The organism is Streptomyces sp. NPDC014870 (genome assembly GCF_043081505.1).
In the GTDB taxonomy this organism is placed as follows: domain Bacteria; phylum Actinomycetota; class Actinomycetes; order Streptomycetales; family Streptomycetaceae; genus Streptomyces.
This window is the reverse complement of sequence record NZ_JBIBWQ010000009.1, coordinates 57,533-74,085: the sequence shown is the minus strand read 5'-3', so window position 1 is coordinate 74,085 and position 16,553 is coordinate 57,533. Positions and strand designations below refer to the sequence as shown.

10 protein-coding genes are annotated in these 16,553 nt (G+C 72.7%); 3 read left to right on the top strand and 7 right to left on the bottom strand.

Going from position 1 to position 16,553, the window contains the following annotated elements; genetic code table 11:
- Nucleotides 1-22: 22 nt before the first annotated feature.
- Nucleotides 23-2,254 carry an acetate--CoA ligase family protein gene (locus ACF09C_RS25035; RefSeq protein ID WP_392094468.1) on the bottom strand — a complete coding sequence of 744 codons (2,232 nt, stop codon included), beginning with the start codon at nucleotides 2,252-2,254 and terminating at the stop codon, nucleotides 23-25.
- Between the two features lie 135 nt (nucleotides 2,255-2,389).
- Nucleotides 2,390-3,538, bottom strand: coding sequence for a flavin-containing monooxygenase (locus ACF09C_RS25030; protein WP_392094467.1), 1,149 nt, complete (start codon nucleotides 3,536-3,538; stop codon nucleotides 2,390-2,392).
- A gap of 213 nt (nucleotides 3,539-3,751) precedes the next feature.
- Here ACF09C_RS25030 and ACF09C_RS25025 point away from each other — a divergent pair, with 213 nt between their 5' ends.
- Complete coding sequence (locus tag ACF09C_RS25025; protein WP_392094465.1) at nucleotides 3,752-4,204, top strand: DoxX family membrane protein; 453 nt, start codon at nucleotides 3,752-3,754, stop codon at nucleotides 4,202-4,204.
- Nucleotides 4,201-4,641: a Zn-ribbon domain-containing OB-fold protein gene (locus ACF09C_RS25020; protein ID WP_392094463.1), complete on the top strand. Its 441-nt coding sequence runs from the start codon at nucleotides 4,201-4,203 to the stop codon at nucleotides 4,639-4,641. The genes ACF09C_RS25025 and ACF09C_RS25020 overlap by 4 nt, the downstream gene beginning before the upstream one ends.
- Here the strand turns inward: ACF09C_RS25020 and ACF09C_RS25015 are convergent.
- The gene (locus ACF09C_RS25015; protein ID WP_392094461.1) at nucleotides 4,630-6,609 is read right to left on the bottom strand and encodes a protein kinase; all 1,980 of its coding nucleotides are present in this window, start codon (nucleotides 6,607-6,609) and stop codon (nucleotides 4,630-4,632) included. The two genes, ACF09C_RS25020 and ACF09C_RS25015, sit on opposite strands and share 12 nt — an antisense overlap.
- Nucleotides 6,610-6,776: 167 nt before the next feature.
- Between ACF09C_RS25015 and ACF09C_RS25010 the strand changes: the two genes are divergently transcribed.
- Entirely contained in the window at nucleotides 6,777-7,184 is a 408-nt protein-coding gene (locus ACF09C_RS25010; protein WP_392094459.1) for an SSI family serine proteinase inhibitor, read from the top strand.
- Nucleotides 7,185-7,227: 43 nt separating this feature from the next.
- Here the strand turns inward: ACF09C_RS25010 and ACF09C_RS25005 are convergent, their stop codons facing one another.
- The 4 genes from ACF09C_RS25005 to ACF09C_RS24990 all read right to left on the bottom strand — a co-directional run bounded on the left by ACF09C_RS25005 (nucleotide 7,228) and on the right by ACF09C_RS24990 (nucleotide 16,513).
- Entirely contained in the window at nucleotides 7,228-9,477 is a 2,250-nt protein-coding gene (locus tag ACF09C_RS25005; protein WP_392094457.1) for an FG-GAP repeat domain-containing protein, read from the bottom strand.
- 120 nt (nucleotides 9,478-9,597) lie between these two features.
- Complete coding sequence (locus ACF09C_RS25000; RefSeq protein WP_392094455.1) at nucleotides 9,598-11,862, bottom strand: FG-GAP repeat domain-containing protein; 2,265 nt, start codon at nucleotides 11,860-11,862, stop codon at nucleotides 9,598-9,600.
- A gap of 64 nt (nucleotides 11,863-11,926) precedes the next feature.
- Nucleotides 11,927-14,173 carry an FG-GAP repeat domain-containing protein gene (locus ACF09C_RS24995; RefSeq protein WP_392094453.1) on the bottom strand — a complete coding sequence of 749 codons (2,247 nt, stop codon included), beginning with the start codon at nucleotides 14,171-14,173 and terminating at the stop codon, nucleotides 11,927-11,929.
- A 69-nt stretch (nucleotides 14,174-14,242) separates the two neighbouring features.
- Nucleotides 14,243-16,513, bottom strand: coding sequence for an FG-GAP repeat domain-containing protein (locus ACF09C_RS24990; RefSeq protein ID WP_392094451.1), 2,271 nt, complete (start codon nucleotides 16,511-16,513; stop codon nucleotides 14,243-14,245).
- Nucleotides 16,514-16,553 lie beyond the last annotated feature (40 nt).

Below are 16,553 nucleotides of genomic sequence, written 5' to 3'. Positions count from 1 at the left end.
GTCCGTCACGACAGAGCCGCTCCTATCGGCACACCGCGAGCGCGTCGAGCGCCACCGCGCCCTGCCCCCGGGGCAGCACCATCAGTGGGTTGATGTCCAGTTCGGCGAGGTCGCCGTCCAGCTCAAGGGCCATCCGCTGCACCCGCAGCACGACCTCGACCAGCGCGTCCACGTCCGCCGGCGGAGCCCCTCGTACGCCCTTCAGCAGAGCCCGCCCGCGCAGCTCCCCGAGCATGTCCCTGGCCTGGTCCTCGCCGAACGGCGGCACGCGGACGGCCGCGTCGTTCAGGACCTCCACCAGGACGCCCCCGAGCCCCACCGTGACCGTCGGGCCGAAGAGCGGGTCGCGGGTCACGCCCACCACCATCTCGACCCCGCGCCCCACCATCTGGCAGACCAGGATCCCGTCCAGGTCCACCCCCTCGTAGCGCGCGATGTCGGTGAGCTCGCGGTAGGCGTCCCGCACCTGACTCGCGGAGGTCAACCCGACCTTCACCAGGCCCAGTTCGGTCTTGTGGGCGATCTGCGCGCCGGAGGCCTTCATCACCACCGGGTAGCCGACGAGCCCGGCCGCCCGGACCGCCGCCGCCGCGCTCGTGACCAGCTGCTCGCGCGGCACCCGGATCCCGTACGCCCGCAGCAGCTGCTTCGCCGCGTGCTCGCTGAGCTGCCGGCCCGGCCGCATCAGGGCCTGTGCCTTGCGGAAGGACGGCGACGGGGTGCGCGGGGCCTCGTCGAAGGGGGAGCGGTAGGCGGTGGTGAAGCGGTGGTGGTCGAGGTACGCCTTGACGGCCCCGATGCAGTTGGCGAACGTACGGAAGGTGGCGACGCGCGAGGAGCCGAGCAGGGTCTCGCGGTAGGCCGCCTCCGTCCCGACCGGCGACCCCCACACCACGCACACCAGCTTGTCGGTGGCCTCGGCGGCGTCCACCAGGTCCTGGGCGAGCTTGTCGCTCATGGGCGGGAACGGGCCCGTGATCGGGCAGATCAGCACCCCGACGGACGGGTCGGCCAGGATCGCGTCGATGATCTTCCGGCCGCGCCAGTCGCCCACCGGGTGGCCGCCGTTGTCGACCGGGTTCGCGACGTTCAGATAGTCGGGGATCCACTGGTGCAGCTCGTCCTGCTTGGCCTGCGGGAGCGTCGGCAGACGCAGTCCGGCCGCCGTGGCGAGGTCGGAGAAGTGCGCGCCGGTCCCGCCGGAGATCGAGTACACGACGACCCCGTCCGCGACCGGCTTGCGCGCCCGGGCCAACAGGGCCGAGGTGTCCTGGAGCTGGTCGAGCCCGTCGACCCGGATCACCCCGTACTGGCGCATCGCCGCGTCCACGACCTGGTCCGCGCCGGTGAGCTTGCCGGTGTGCGAGGCCGCCATCCGCGCGCCGGTCTCGGTCCGCCCGACCTTCACGGCGACGACGGGCACGCCCTCGCGGGCCGCGCGGTCGGCGGCGAGCAGGAAGGAGCGGCCGTCCTTGAGGCCCTCGACGTAACAGGCGATGGCCCCGACCTCGGGCCGGGTCGCGAAGTACGAGATGAAGTCGGCGGTCTCCAGGTCGGCCTCGTTGCCCGTCGGCGCCCAGTGGGAGAGCCGTACCCCCAGCTCCTGGAGGGTGTGGACGGGCCGCCCCTGGTGGCCCGACTGCGTGATGAGCGCGATCGCCGGGCCTTCGAGGTCGTCGCGGAACCGCTCGAAGGCGTTGAGGTTGGTGTTCGGGCCGAGCAGCCGGATCCCCGAGCGCCGTACGGCGTCGGCGAGGCGTTCCTGCGCGGCGGCGCCCTCGCCGCCGGTCTCGGCGAACCCGGAGGCGAAGGCGACGGCGAACCTGACCTTGGCCTCGGCGAGTTCCTCGATCACGGGCAGCGGGTCGGCGACGAGCAGGACGGCGAGGTCGACGGGCTCGGGGAGCGCGCCGACGGACGGCACGCAGTCGATCCCGAACACGGTCGTACGGGTCGGGTGCACCGGCACGAGCCGGGCGCCGACCCGCTCGGCCCAGGCGATCAGCTGGCGCGTGATCCCGGTGTTGGGCCGCCCCTCGGCGTCCGAGGCCCCGACGACGGCGACGGACCCGGGCCGGAAGAACCGGTCGAGGTCCGGCACGGCCGCGTGCAACGCCCGCCCGCTGCAGTCCACATCGCCCTCGACGGCGGTCACGCCGTGCACGACGTGACCACTCGGCCCGGGATGCTCGCCGCAGGCGACCACGCGGGCGCGGAGATCGGTGGTGAAGGTGCCGTGAGTCGATCCGAGCATCGTTCTGCTCCACCCTTCCGCCCATGACCAGATACCTGACGCCTAGTCAGATTACAGAACTGACGGCAAGTCAGGAATGGTCGAGACGTGAGGATCTCGGGCAGGCGTGCCTGCCCCCGGGGTCGCCCGCGTCGACTACCGCGCCTTCCCGATCGCCCGCGCGATCCGCTCGGCGTCTCTCGCCATCTCCCGGATCATCCCGCTGATCGGGTTGGTGAACCCGGTGAAGTAGAGACCCGGCGCCTCGCGCGGCGTCCGTGCCCCGTGGGTCACCGGCCGCCCCCGTTCGTCCAGGACGCCCAGATGGCCGACCAGGGGTTCGAGGCCCCGGCGGTAGCCCGTCGCCGCGATCACCGCGTCCGGGGTGATCGCCGAGCCGTCCGCGAGGACGACCTTGTCGCCGTCGAAGGAGGCGACGGCCCCCACGACCTCCACGGCGCCCCGCCGTACCGCGTCGATCAGGCCGACGTCCTGCACCGGGATCGCGCCCTCCCGTACGCGCGAGTACAGCCCCGTGTCGGGGCGGGGGAGCCCGTGTTCGGAGAGGTCCGGCACCGCGACGCGGGCCATCAGCTCGCCCGCCTTGTCGACCAGCCGCACCGGAAGGCGTCGCACCAGGATGCCCGTGCGCTGGGCGGGCCACCCGGCCGTCGAGCGGCGCACGATGTGCGGGACCGTGCGCACCGCGAGCCGTACCCGCCCCGCCCCGCCCTCGACGAGGTCGGCCGCGATCTCGGCGCCCGTGTTCCCGGCGCCGACGACCAGGACGTCTCGCCCGGCGTAGGGGGCCGGGTTGCGGTACGCGCTCGCGTGCGCGAGCTCGCCGCCGTACGCATCGAGTCCCGGCCACTCGGGCAGGTGCGGCGTGTGGTTGTACCCCGTGGCGACGACCACGGCCCGCCCGGTCAGCCGGCGCCCGCCGGTCGCGTGCAGCAGCCAGTCCTCGCCGGCCCGCTCGACGCGGCTGACCTCGACGCCGGTCACGATCTCCAGCTCGTGCACCTCGGCGTACTTCTCCAGGTACCGCACCACGTCCGCGCGGGCGACCCAGCGGCCGAAGGAGCGGGGCATCGCGAGGCCGGGGAGCGCGGAGAGCCGGCGGGTGGTGTGCAGCCGCAGCCGGTCGTAGTGCGCGCGCCAGGAGGCGCCGACGGCGTCGGACTTCTCCAGGACGACGGCCCGGACGCCCTGCGCGCGCAGCGAGGCGGCGACGGCGAGGCCGCCGGGCCCGCCCCCGATGACGTAAACGGGGTGATCGGGTCTGGATTGGGGGGTGTTGACCATGAGTGCTCAGCGTAACGAGCTGCTCACTTGTTGGGTCTCGGTCAAGAGGGGGTTCGGTTGCGAAACGGTCACGCGTGGGTGGGATGCGTGGAGGCGCGTGGGGGTGCGTGGAGGCGTGCGGGGGTCTTGCGCGGCCGAGCCCCCATCCGCTGAACTGACGTCCTTAACTGACGTATCGTCAGATCGGAATCTCGGGAGGGGCAGGTATCGCCGATGCAGACCGTCTGGCTCACCGGCGCCGAATGGCTCGCCGTCCTCCGCATCGGCCTCGGCCTGTGGTGGCTGGAGAGCTGGCGCCACAAGGACAAGAAGGGCTGGTTCGAGCGCGGCACGGGCATCGCGTGGGCCGCGGACGTCGCGGGGAAGCACCGGTGGCCGTTCGTGAAGCGCGGCTTCGACGCGGTCGTCGCGCCGCGCCCCCAGCTGATGGCGTACGTCGTCGTCTACGCCGAACTCGCCCTGGGCCTCGGCCTGATCCTCGGCTTCCTCACCCCGGTCGCCCTGATCGGCGGCCTGCTCCTCAACCTCCTCTACCTGGTGCTGATGATCCACGACTGGGCCGAGCAGGGGCAGAACGCGATGATGGCGCTCATCTCGCTCGTCGCCCTCTTCGCGCTGTCCTGGCAGACCTGGTCCCTCGACCACGCGATCGGACTCTTCCTGTGACGGCCGCCGACCCCGACATCGACTCCTTCACCCGTCCCTACTGGCAGGCCGCGGGCGAGGGCCGGCTGCTGCTCCGGCGCTGCGCCTGCTGCGCCCGCGCGCACCACTACCCGCGCGAGTTCTGCCCGCACTGCTGGAGCGAGGACGTGACCTGGGAACCCGCGAGCGGCCGGGCCACGCTCTACACCTGGTCCGTCGTCCACAGGAACGACCTCCCGCCCTTCGGCGACCGCGTGCCGTACGTGGCGGCGGTGGTCGACCTCGCCGAGGGCCCCCGGATGATGACCGAGGTGGTGGGCGTGGCGGAGGCCGACCTCCGGATCGGGATGGACCTGGAGGTCACCTTCCGCGTGGAGGGCGAGGTCGCCGTCCCCGTCTTCGGCCCGGCCTCGCGCCGGCAGGAGCCGTCGCACCGGCAGGAGCCGTCACACGGGTGAGATGTTCCGCCAGAGCTGGCCGCGGTTGCCGGAGTCGCAGGCGGCCGTGGTCAGGAACGGCGGTCCGACGACCATGCACTCCCCGTTGGCGACGTTCTTGATCGTCCGGCCGGACGACGTCGTGTGGTGGATCTTCCACAGCTGGCCGCTGGAGCCGTTGCAGGCGGCGACGCCGACACCGCCGGGGTTCCCGCCCGACTGGAGGCAGTTGCCGGTGTTCTTGCTGACCAGCCGGAAGGCCCCGTTCGCGCCCGCCGAGTAGGTCCAGGAGTACGAGGCGCTGCCGCTGTTGTTGGGCAGGACACCGCACTCGTGGGTGTTGGCGAAGATGCCGTACCCGGGGTTGTACTCGACGAGGCACTGGCCGTTTCCGGCGTTCTCCAGGGAGTACGTCCCCGAGGTCGACGAGCCGCCCCCGGAGGGCGGGGGCGCCGGGCGCGTGGTCTTCGGGGTGGTCGGCTGGGAGCCGCCCCCGGACGCGCCCCCGCCTCCGCTGCCACTCCCGCTTCCGGTGCCGGGTGCGGTTCCGGTGCCGCCGCCGGCAGCCGCGCCGCCCGCGCCCCCACCGGCCGCGGCGCCGCCGCCCGCCGCGCCGGAACCGCCCGGCCCGGTCCCGGAAGGCGTTCCGGACGGGGAGGAGGGGGCCCCTGACGAGGGCGACGCCGAGGCGGACGGGGTCGCGGTGCCCGTCGGCGGCGCGGAGGTGCCCGGCGAGGCCGACTGCGACGCGGAGGCGGACGGCGGCCGCGCGGCCGAGGCGTCGGGCCCGCCCTGGCGGCCGATCTGGTACGGCCCGAGAGCGACGGTCAGGGTGGTGCCGGTGGCCACGACGACGGGCACGGCGAGCATGACGAAGCGGTTGCGGCGTCCTTCCCGCCTGCCGGTGGGCGCCGCCACGTCGGCCCCCGTGGTGGCGGGCTCCGTCGACGGCCGCTGCACGAGCGCCACGGTCCCGATGTCCTGACCTGTGTCGTCCGTCGCCGCTTCGGGCCCGTCGCCCGCGAGGTCCGCGAGGTCCGCGAGCTCCTCGGCCGTGGGCGCGGTCGCGGCGAAGGCGTCCCGTGCCGCGACCGGCGCCATGACGGCGGCCGGCCACGGGGTGTCGTCGGCGTAGTCCTCCGTCAGCTCGACGACCTCGGCGGCGGTGGGCCGGGCGGCCGGGTCCTTGGCGAGGCAGGACTTCACGAGGTGGGCCAGGGCGGGAGCGGTCTCCGTGAGCCGCCCGAAGTCGGGCTCGCCGTGGACGACGCGGTAGAGCAGACCGGGTCCGGAGCCGTCGCCGAACGGAGGGCGACCGGTCGCCGCGTACAGCAGCAGGCTGCCGAGGGCGAAGACGTCCGCCTGTCCGGTCAGCCGCGGGTCGGCGACCGCCTGCTCCGGCGCCATGTACGCGGGCGTGCCGATGACCATGCCGGTCCGGGTCAGCCTGCTCTGGTCGGCGGCGCGCGCGACGCCGAAGTCGATGAGCGACAGACCGCCGGAGGTGAGCATCACGTTGGACGGCTTGAGATCCCGGTGCACCATGTCGGCGGCGTGCACCGCCCGCAGGGCGGTCGCCGCCTCACGCAGCAGCCGCCACAGTGCCTCGGTGGGCAGCGGGCCGCCGTGGAGCCTGACGGCCTCGTTGAGGGTGACCCCCGGGATGTACTCGGTCGCGAACCACGGCGGCTTCGCCGTCCGGTCGCTCGCGAGCAGCCGCACACTGGCCCCGGCGGGCAGCCGGGCCAGGTTGTCCAGCTCGTGCCCGAAGTGGCTGAGGAAGTCCGCGTCCTCGGCCAGCACGGGCAGCACCCGCTTGACCGCCGCGAACTTCCCCGGCACGGCGCCGAGATAGACCCGCCCCATGCCGCCGGAGCCGAGCACGCCGAGTAGCTTGAAGGCGCCGATCCGCCGTGGGTCCCCCGGTTCGAGCGGTAGGGCTCCGCTGCCGTCCAGGCGCGCGCTGTCGATGTCCGCATCCCCCTGCATGATCAACAGGATAGCGAGACTATCCTGCGATCCGCATCGCTCTTCAAGTCACAGAATCGTACGGATAGTTGGCCCATCAGAGTGCCAGGCGCGGCGGAGCGGATGAACCTCGCGGGCAACCGGGTGGCGCCCGGTGACCCGCGACGGCACCCTTCGTTGCGCGGGGCATGAAGAGCACCCTCGCGTTCACGCTGGCCACGGCCGCCGTCGCCGGCGCCGCCCTCACCGGCGTCGCCCTCGCCGGGACCGCCGGCGCCGCCGCTCCCGCCCCGGCCACCCAACTCCTCCTCACGGTCACCTCCGACGCGACCGGCGACATCGAGGCGGCCCTGCTCGGCTGCCGCCCGACCGGCGGCAACCACCCCGAGGCCGAGACGGCCTGCGAAGAACTCCGCACCGCGGGCGGCGACTTCGAACAACTCCCGGTCACCCCCGACGCCATCTGCCCGATGGTCTACGACCCGGTCACGGCCAGGGCCGAGGGCACGTACGACCACGAGCCGGTCACGTGGAAGAAGACGTACGCCAACGCGTGCCTCCTGAACGTGGAGACGGGGAAGGTCTTCGCGTTCTGACGGCCGGCCGCCCGACTCCCCGGGCGGCCGGCCGTCAGCCGGCTCAGAAGAGGGTGACGACCCCCGTGCCGAGCTCCTCGGGGTTGTAGACACCCTGGCGGGAGCCGAAGGGCGCGCGCCAGTCGCCCGTGCCCTCGTAGTGCGCGAGGGTCTCGTGCGTGCCGCCCATGACGCCCTGCACGACGAGGTCGGGGCGGCCGTCCCTGTTGGTGTCGCCGACTCCCACGATGTCCGTGTACCGGTCCCAGCCGGCGCCGACCTTGATACGGGGCGCGAAGGTGCCGTCGCCCTTGCCGAGGTAGAGCCAGAGGACGCCGGCCCTGTCGCGGGCGACGAGGTCTCCCGCGGGGGCGCCGGCGATGTTGCCGGTGGCGGTGAGCTGGTTGTAGATGCCCCAGCCGAAGCCGATCTTCTGCCGCGGGGCGAAGGGCGCGGCGGCGTTCCCGGTGCCCTTGTACAGGTACAGGTCCCCGGCCTTGTCGGCGGCGACAAGGTCGGGCCGGCCGTCCCCGTTCAGGTCGCTGCCACCGGTGAGCCGGTCGTAGACCTGCCAGCCGGCGCCGATCTTCGTACGCGGCGCGAAGCTCTTGCCGTCGCCCGTGTGGAGCCACAGGACGCCCGACCGGTCACGTCCGAGCACATCGGCGTGCACGGAGCCGCCGATGTTCCCCGGGGCCGAGAGACGGTCGTAGGTGTTCCAGCCCAGGCCGTGGTCGACCTGCTCGCGCTTCGCCGGGTCGCCCCACTTCCCGGTGTGGTACAGGGTCTGGCGGGCGTCGTAGCCGATCAGCCGACCGGAGCTGTCCTTGACGAGCAGGTCCGGGGAGCCGCTGTCGGAGAAGTCGTGCGGTGCGGGCTTGTTCGCGACCTTGAGCGTGCCGGTCTGCTCCACCACCGGGCCGATGCCGTCGGAGGGACGGACCGTCATGCGCCAGGTGTAGTCGCCGTTGTAGGCGGCGGTGCTGTCGTCGAACAGGCCGCTCCAGCGCACTCCGCTGACGCCGGGCGAGGAGCGCTTCTGGGACGCGGAGGTCCATCGCTTGCCGGACGCGGTGTGGGTCAGCTGGAGCGTCAGTTCGGTGTTGCCCCGGTTGAGCCCCCACCAGAACTCCGCGTCACCGCTGCCGAGGTCGACGACCTCGGGAAGCGGCTTGTGCACCCTCGCCTCGATCACGATGGGCTCGTCCATGCTCGCCACGAGGGTGGCGACAGGGGTGCCGTCCGCCCCGAGCGAGATCCGGTAGAAGCCCCTGCCGTGCTCGACCGTGCCGCCCCGCACGAGCAGCCTGCCGTCAATGTCGGGGACGATGGTCCGCACGCTGTCCAGGAGCTTGACGGTCTTCCCGGTCGTCAGAGAACGGGCCGTCAGGCCGTAGAGGGAATTGGGGTGGTACTGCCCGATCTCGTCCACCCCGTACGTGACCCAGTCCTCGCCCAGCAGCTTGACCTGGACACTGCCCGAGCCCAGGAGGACCCGCTCGGGCGCTGTCGAGGTGTCGCCCCGACGGGCCACCGCCAAGGTCACCTGCTGGGGATCGGCGACCTCGGCCCAGGCCACATGCGTGGCGGACGTGCTGCTCGCGCCCTCGACACGGGCGGTGGGCAGGACCCGGTCCTCGACGACCGAGCCGGTGGCCATGTCCACCAGGGCGAGGTGCTGCTCGGTCGTGCCCGCAATGACGAACCTGAGGATCAGGGTGTCGACGGAGGACGTGGCGGTCAAGGGGATCGAGGCGTTCGCGGGCAGCCCGGTGACCTTGCGGTCGAGGACGGTGTCCGCGGGCTTGCTGACCAGGTGGACCTCGGTGCCCCCGGCGCCGTCGGGCTTCGTCATGACGAGGGTGGCGCCCATCAGCTGCCGGAACTGCGCGTCCGGGCCGAGACTCGCGGTGTCGATCGTCACGGGATCGGCGCCGGAGCCGAGGTCGTACAGCGTGTGCACGCTGCCGGCCGACCGCACGGCGAAGTCCGTCTGGTTGCCGCCCCGGTACGGGCCGGGCGGCAGCAGGGTCGTGACGCCGTCCGCGTACCGCGTCCAGCGGTACTCGACGATCCCGCCCGGCGTCGACAGACTCGTCAGGAACCCCGAAGCACCGGCGCTCGCCAGGCGCGAGCCGGCCGGCAGCGCGGGGACGTCCTGTTGCGTGGCCGTGGCTGCGGCGGGGGCGGCCGTCGAGCCGTCGGACGAGGGAGTCATGGCTCCGGCGGGTGTCGTCAGACCCGCCGCCGTGACGGCGAGGACGACCATGGCGGCCGCGGCGATCCGTCGCCGGGGCGGAGGAACGTGGAACAAGGGGGCCCTTCCTGGTGGTGTGAGGAAGCCGGGGGGAGGCGGGTGACGACCCGCCGCTCTCCGCTCCTCCCTGGAGGGAGGAGCGGAGAGCGGCGGGACCGGACCGGGCGCGGAGCCCGGTCAGAACACCGTGGGTGCCTGCGTGGTGTGCAGGCTGCTGTCGGCGGCCGGCTTGAACGGGGCCGCCGTGGTGCCGGTGCCCGCGTAGAACTTGGCGCCCGACGCGCCGATCGCGTAGAGGTCGGCCCGCCCGTCGCGGTTGGCGTCGCCGATGCCGACGAGGTGGGTGAACGCGCCCCAGCCCGCGCCGATCTTCGTACGGGCGGCGAAGGTGCCGTCGCCCTTGCCCTCGTACAGCCAGAGGACACCGGTCTTGTCGCGGGCGACGAGGTCGCCGGCGGCGGTGCCGGCGATGTCGCCGGTGGCGGTGAGCTGGTTGTAGATGTCCCAGCCCCAGCCGATCTTGGTGCGGGGCGCGAAGGGCGCGGCGGTGTCGCCGGTGCCCTTGTACAGGTACAGGTCCCCGGCCGTGTCGGTGGCGACGAGGTCGGCGCGCCCGTCGCCGTTCAGGTCGCTGCCACCGGCGAGCGACGTGTACACGTTCCAGCCGGCGCCGATCTTCGAACGGGTGGCGAAGGTGCCGTCGCCCTTGGCGACGTACAGCCAGAGGACACCGTCCTTGTCGCGGGCGACGAGGTCTCCGGCGGTGGAGCCCGCGACGCTGCCGACGGCCTCCAGCTGGTTGTAGATCTGCCAGCCGGGGCCGACCCGCACCTGGCCGGTCGTCATGCCGTCCGGCCATTCGGACGACGTGACGGAGTCCTCGCGCCACAGCACACCCGCGGCGTCGCGGGAGAGCAGGTCCGGGCTGCCGTTGTCGGTGTAGTCGTGGGCGCCCGCGGTGCGGGTGACCTTGAAGGTGCCCGACTGCTTGACGTCCGGACCGATGCCGTTGAGCGGGGACGCGGTGAAGTCCCAGGCGTAGTCGCCGCTGGACGCGAACTCCTTCACGCCTTCGGCGTTGAAGAGCCGCCCGTCCCAGAGGAACTCGACGGAGGCCTTGCCCTCGTAGGGCACCGCCTGCGAGAAGACGTGCGTCATGCTGCGGCCGGTGGCGACATGGCGCACCGTCACCGAGCCCTTGGCGTTGGTCCGGGAGAGCACCCAGCGCAGCCGGGTCTCACCGTTGTTCTTGTCGAGGTCGATCACCGGGGGAGTGGCCGCGGTGTACAGCGTGAGCGCGGTCGGCTGGCCGTTCCCCGCGACCAGGGTCGCGGCGGGCTTCCCGTCCGCCCCGAGCGCGACGCGGTAGATGCCCTCGCCGTGGGCGACGGTACCGCCGCGGACCAGGAGCGCGCCGTCCGTCGTGGGGACGGAGGACGAGGCGTGGTCGAGGAGCTTGACCGTGGAGCCGTCGGTGGCGTTGACCGCGGTGAGCGCGTGGTGCGGGGAGACACCGGTGGCGGTGTCGCCACCGGGCGCGGCGTACGTCACCCAGTCGCCCAGGATGCCGACGTGGGTGCGGATGGCGTTGCCGAGGGCGACCGCCTCCGTGGCGGGCGAGGTCTCCGACCCGTCGCGGGCCGCGTACTTCAGCTTGGCGTCGGCGGTCGACGCCGCCTCGACCCAGACCCAGCGGTCGCCGGAGACCGCCGCGTCGAGGCCGTACGGGGCGGCGCCGATCTCGTACCGCTCGCCGGCGGCGCCGGTCGCGACGTCCACGACGGTGAGGTAGTAGCGGTCCTCCGGGCCCCCGCCGGACGAGCTGTAGCGGACGAGCAGCTTCGAGTCGGAGAGCACCTCGACATCCTGGAACCGGAAGTCCGCCGGGAGGCCGGTGACCTCACGGTCGCTGCCCGGCTGGTTGCCCTCGCCGATCAGGCGGAGCTGAGACTTCTGGGTCGTGCCGTCGTAGTGGGCGAAGACCAGCGTCCGGCCGACGACGCCCTGCCAGGAGAGACGGGTGTCGGGCTGCACGATGACGACGGGCGCGCTGCCGGGCTGCGTCATGTCCTGCAGCAGGTAGTTGGTGGTGCCGTCCTCCTTGGCCACGACGACGTCGGACGCGCCGCCGCGCCAGCCACTGGACCACTCCGGGAGCTCGGTGGTGGTGCCGTCGACCGTGCTGGTCCAGAAGTAGTCGTTGCCCTGGGGCCAGCCGGTCCGCTGCACGGAGCTGAGGAAACCGGTCGGTCCGGCGCTGAGGATCTGCGACGGGGCGGGGAGCTTGATGGTGTCGCTGACACCGGCGGGCACGGCGTTCCCGACGGCCGTGGGCGTCGCGGCGGTCGCCGGCGCCGTCGCGAGAGCCGTACCGGCGGTCACGGCGAGGACGGCGGTCACGGCTGCGGCGAGACGGTGCCGCGGTATGCGGGTTCTGATCACGTTCGGTTCCTCAGGAGGAGAGAGGGAGAGGGGGAGAGAGAGGGGGAGAGCGCCCGGAGGGCGGTCAGGCGACGGTGGGGTTCAGCGTCAACCTGCCGTCCACAGTGGTCAGTTCCCGCCCCTTGAAGGGGGCGCGCCAGCTGCCGGAGCCCTGGTAGAAGGATCCGCTACCCATGCTGTACTCGGTGCCCGGGGTGTACGCGTACAGGTCGTTGCGGCCGTCGCGGTTCGCGTCGCCGATGCCGACGAGGTGGCTGTACGTGTTCCAGCCGCCGCCGATCTTCGTGCGCGCGGCCAAGGTGCCGTCGCCCTTGCCGAGATAGCTCCAGAGGACGCCGTTCCTGTCGCGGGCGACGAGGTCCCCTGCGGAGGCGCCGGCGATGTTGCCGACGGCGGTGAGCTGGTTGTAGATGCCCCAGCCGTGGCCGATCTTCACCCGGCCGGCGTACGGCGCACGCCAGTCACCGGTGCCCTTGTAGAGGTAGAGCCCGCCGGCTGCGTCGGTGGCGAGGAGGTCGGCCTTCCCGTCGCTGTCGAGGTCGCTGCCGCCGGTGATCTTGTTGTAGGCGCCCCAGCCGGCGCCGACCTTCAGACGGGTGGCGAAGGTCCCGTCGCCCTTGCCGAGGTAGAGCCAGAGGACGCCGTTCCTGTCGCGGGCGACGAGGTCCCCGGCGGGGGCGCCGGCGACGTTGCCCACGGCCTCGATCTGGTCGTAGATGTTCCAGCCCGAGCCGATGACCTTCTGCTCCGCCTCCAGCAGCTGACCGGTGATGTTGACACCCGGGTGGTAGTAGCTGTCGACGCGGATCAGCCGGCCCGACGCGTCCCGCAGGAGGACGTCCGGCGAGCCGTTGTCGTCGTAGTCGTGCGGTGCGGGCTTCCGGACGACCTTGAAGGCGCCGGAGGCGGTGGCGTTCGGCCCGATGCCGTTCAGCGGCCTGGCGGTGAGCTGCCAGGTGTAGTCGCCGTTGTAGGCGCTGCGGGCCCAGTCGAGGTCGCCTTCCCAGTCGAACGTGTACGACGGCGAGTCCGGCTGGTCGTAGAGGTACGCGACGCTCGCCTTCCCGGTCCGGGTGTGGCGCAGGGTGACGGTCACCTCCGCCTGGCCGCGGGAGAGGGTCCATACGAACGGAACCCGGCCGCCGTTGGCGTCGAGGTCGATCGTGCTCGGGACATTGTGGTCGACGAGCGTGAGCTTGGTCGGTTCTCCGGTGCCGGCCACGAGGGTGGCGGCCGGGACGCCGTCGGAGCCGGGCGCGATCCGGTACACGCCCTCGCCCTGGGCAACCGTTCCGCCGCGCACGGCCTGCGTGCCGTCGGGCGCGGTGGCGGCGGACGTCAAATGGTCGAGGAGCTTGACGGTGGTCTTCCCGTCGGTGAGGTTCCGGGCGGTCAGCGCGTTCGTGGGGCGCGGGCTGCCGTTCGCGAGCGCGCCCCGCGCTCCGTACGTCACCCAGTCGCCGACCAGGCCGACCTCGATGTTGCTCGCCCACACGTCGTCGAGCGTGACGCGCTGGTCCCGGCCGGTGGAGCGGTCGACGACGACCACCGCCGTCCGGTACGCGGCGGGGGCCTCGACCCAGGCCACGTGCGTCGCGGAGACGGCGATGTCCTCGTTCACGGCGGCTGCGGGACGGGCGTACGTCTCGGTCACCGCGCCCGTGGACACATCGACGAGGCTCAGGAAGTACTTGGTTTCCGCGCCCGTGCCGGTGGAGTAGGTCACCAGGCCGTGGTCGGGTGTTCCCGCCCGGACGGCGATGGACTCCACGCCGGCAGGGAGGCCCGTCACCTGCGTCTCTCCGACGGACCGGTGCAGGTGGAGGTCGCGGCTCCCGGTCCCGTTCTCCGAGGTGGTGAAGAGGGCCTGGCCGGCCGCACCGACGTACGTGCGGAGCGTCTCGCGCGGGCCGAGGAACGCGCGCGTGACCTCCCGGCCGGTGGAGACGTCCAGGAGGATCGCGTCGGAGCCCACCCGCGTGCCCACGAGGTTCCCCGAGCCGGTGCTCTGGAGGGGGTTGCTCGACGACAGCTGCTTCGGAGCGGATCCGTCCACCGGTACCCAGCGCCGCTCGACGAGGGTGCCCCCGCCGGGGTAGTTGGAGGTCAGGAAGCCCGACGAGGTGGCCCCGAAGATCTTGTCGCCGCGCGGGAACGCGATGACGTTCTGTGCGTCCGTCCTGCCCGCCGTCGAGCCCTCGGTGGCGGGGGCGGCCGTAGCCGGGACCGTGAGGGCGGTCGCGCCGAGGGTCACGGCGAGAACGGTGGTGACGGCCGCGACGAGTGGGCGACGGGCGGGGCGTGCGTGCATCAAGGTGTGCGTTCTCCTCGGAGGTGCGACGAGGCGTATGTGTCGTGCGACGACGGGTGTGACTGACGATCAGGCGAAATGGTTGTACCGGCGGTCGGTGCCGTCGGAGTACACGCCGACCACCTCGCGCGGGCGGAAGGGCGCGCGCCAGTCGCCGGTGCCCTTGTGGAGGTAGGTCCCGTCGGCACCGCTTGCGTACAGGTCGGGGCGGCCGTCCCGGTCGGCGTCGCCGACGCCCAGGAGGTGGCCGTAGCCGCCCCAGCCGCTGCCGATCCTCGTACGCGGGGTGAAAGTGCCGTCGCCCCTGCCGGTGTAGAGCCATAGGACTCCCGCCTTGTCGCGGGCGACGAGGTCTCCGGGGGCGGCTCCGGCGATGTTGCCGGTGGCGGTGAGCTGGTTGTAGATGCCCCAGCCGTGCCCGATCTTCGTCCGGGCGGAGAAGGGGGCCGTGGGGTTCCCGGTGGCCTTGTACAGGTACAGGTCGCCGGCCGTGTCGGTGGCGAGCAGGTCGGGGCGGCCGTCGCCGTTCAGGTCGCTGCCGGCGGTGAGTTGGGTGTACGCGTTCCAGCCCGCGCCGATCCTCGTACGGGTGGCGAAGGTGCCGTCGCCCTTGCCGAGGTAGAGCCAGAGCACGCCTGCCTTGTCGCGGGCGACGAGGTCCCCGACGGGCAGCCCGCCGAGGTTGCCCGCCGCCTCGATCCGGTCGTAGACCTGCCAGCCGGCGCCGATGAGTTCGACGGGAAGCTGATCGAGCTGGCCGCTCTCGGAACGGTAGAAGGCGTCGCCCCGCCACAGCCGTCCCGACGTGTCACGCGCGAGGACGTCGGGGGAGCCGTCGTCGTCGTAGTCGTGCGGCGCGGGCGCGTGGGTGAGGTCGAAGCTGCCGGAGGCCACCAGGTTCGGACCGATGCCGTCGAGCGGCCTCGCGTCGATCGTCCACGTGTACGTCCCGTTCGGCGCCCCGGTCGGCATGTCCGGTTCGTTCTTCCAGGGGACGTCGCCCTGCCAGTCGAAGCGCATGGCGTGCGGGTCGTCGAGGAGGTCCCCCGAGGGGTACAGGTCCTCGGTCCTCGTCTTCCCGCTCTGGACGTGGCGCAGTGTCACCTTCGCCACCACGTTGACCCGTGACAGCCGCCAGTCCAGCCGGATCACGCCGTCGCCGGGCGCGGGGGAGACCTGCGCGGGGATGTCGTGACCCAGCAGCGTGACCTTGGTCGACTCGCCGGTGGAGGCGACCGGTTCGGCGACCGGGACACCGTCCGCACCGGGGGCGATCCGGTAGAGGCCCTCGCCCCGGGCGACCGTGCCGCCCTGGACGAACTGCGCCCCGTCGGGCCCGGGTCCCGCCCACTTCACGTGGTCCGTCAGCGTCCGGGTCGCGCCCGTCGTCAGGTTGCGCGCCCGCAGGGCGCCCCACGGGTTCGGGTGGTAGTCGCCGAGGGCGTCGCGGTCCGCGTACGTCACCCAGTCGCCCACCAGGCCGACTTCGACACGGCTCGCGCCGACCAGGGGAACGCGCTGCGTCGTCCCCGTACCCCGCTCCAGGGCGACGACCGATGCCTTCTGGGTCGCGTCGTACTCCACCCACGCGACGTGCGTCGCCGACAGCGCGACCCTGCCGGTCCACTGGCCGGGGCTGACGATCTCGCGCGTCTCGGTGACAGTGGCGGTGGCTCGGTCCATGAGTGCCCAGTACCGCTTCTCCGCCGCGCCGGACCTGGTCATGTACGTGAGCAGAACGTGGCCGGATGTCCTCGAACCGGTGGCGTACACCGATGTCGCGTCGGCGGGCAGGCCGGTCACGACCCGGTCGGACAGTTTGTCGCCGTCCTGGCTCAGGATGTGGACGGTCTCGCCGCCCGGGCTTCCGGGGGTCCGGACGAGGAGCATCGATTCGACGGTTCCCGCGTACTGTCCGCCGTGGGTGCCCACGTTCCGCAGGTCGACGCTCAGGACGTCCTTCCCGGCGGCCATGTCCCGCAGGGTGACGTGCGAGCCCTGGTTCAGGGTCACGACGTCGGAGGCGGCGGACGCCGTGACCCAGGAGGGGCCGCCGGCCAGGACCGTCGACGAACCGTCCGCGAAACGTGTCCACCGCTCTTCCACCGCGCCGCCCGATACTCCCCAGGTCAGGAAGCCGGTGCTGCCCACGCCGACGATCCGGGCGTCGCGCGGGTACGCGACGTCAGCGGTCTCGTCCCGCTGCGTCGCGTCGGCGTCGACGGCCGTGAGAGCGAGCGCGGGGGACGGCACGGCGAGGGCACCGCCCACGGTCAGGGCCAGGACGACCCCCACCGACAGAGTGAGCCGCCGACGGCGCGGGACAAGGACGTGGTGCACGGGCGGGCCTCCCCTGGGGCGACCGCGCACGCGCCGGAAC

Coding starts and splice junctions, on each gene's coding strand:
- ACF09C_RS24995 (WP_392094453.1), bottom strand. CDS start 14,173: ATGCACGCACGCCCCGCCCGTCGCCCACTCGTCGCGGCCGTCACCACC.
- ACF09C_RS25035 (WP_392094468.1), bottom strand. CDS start 2,254: ATGCTCGGATCGACTCACGGCACCTTCACCACCGATCTCCGCGCCCGC.
- ACF09C_RS25025 (WP_392094465.1), top strand. CDS start 3,752: ATGCAGACCGTCTGGCTCACCGGCGCCGAATGGCTCGCCGTCCTCCGC.
- ACF09C_RS25015 (WP_392094461.1), bottom strand. CDS start 6,609: ATGCAGGGGGATGCGGACATCGACAGCGCGCGCCTGGACGGCAGCGGA.
- ACF09C_RS25010 (WP_392094459.1), top strand. CDS start 6,777: ATGAAGAGCACCCTCGCGTTCACGCTGGCCACGGCCGCCGTCGCCGGC.
- ACF09C_RS25030 (WP_392094467.1), bottom strand. CDS start 3,538: ATGGTCAACACCCCCCAATCCAGACCCGATCACCCCGTTTACGTCATC.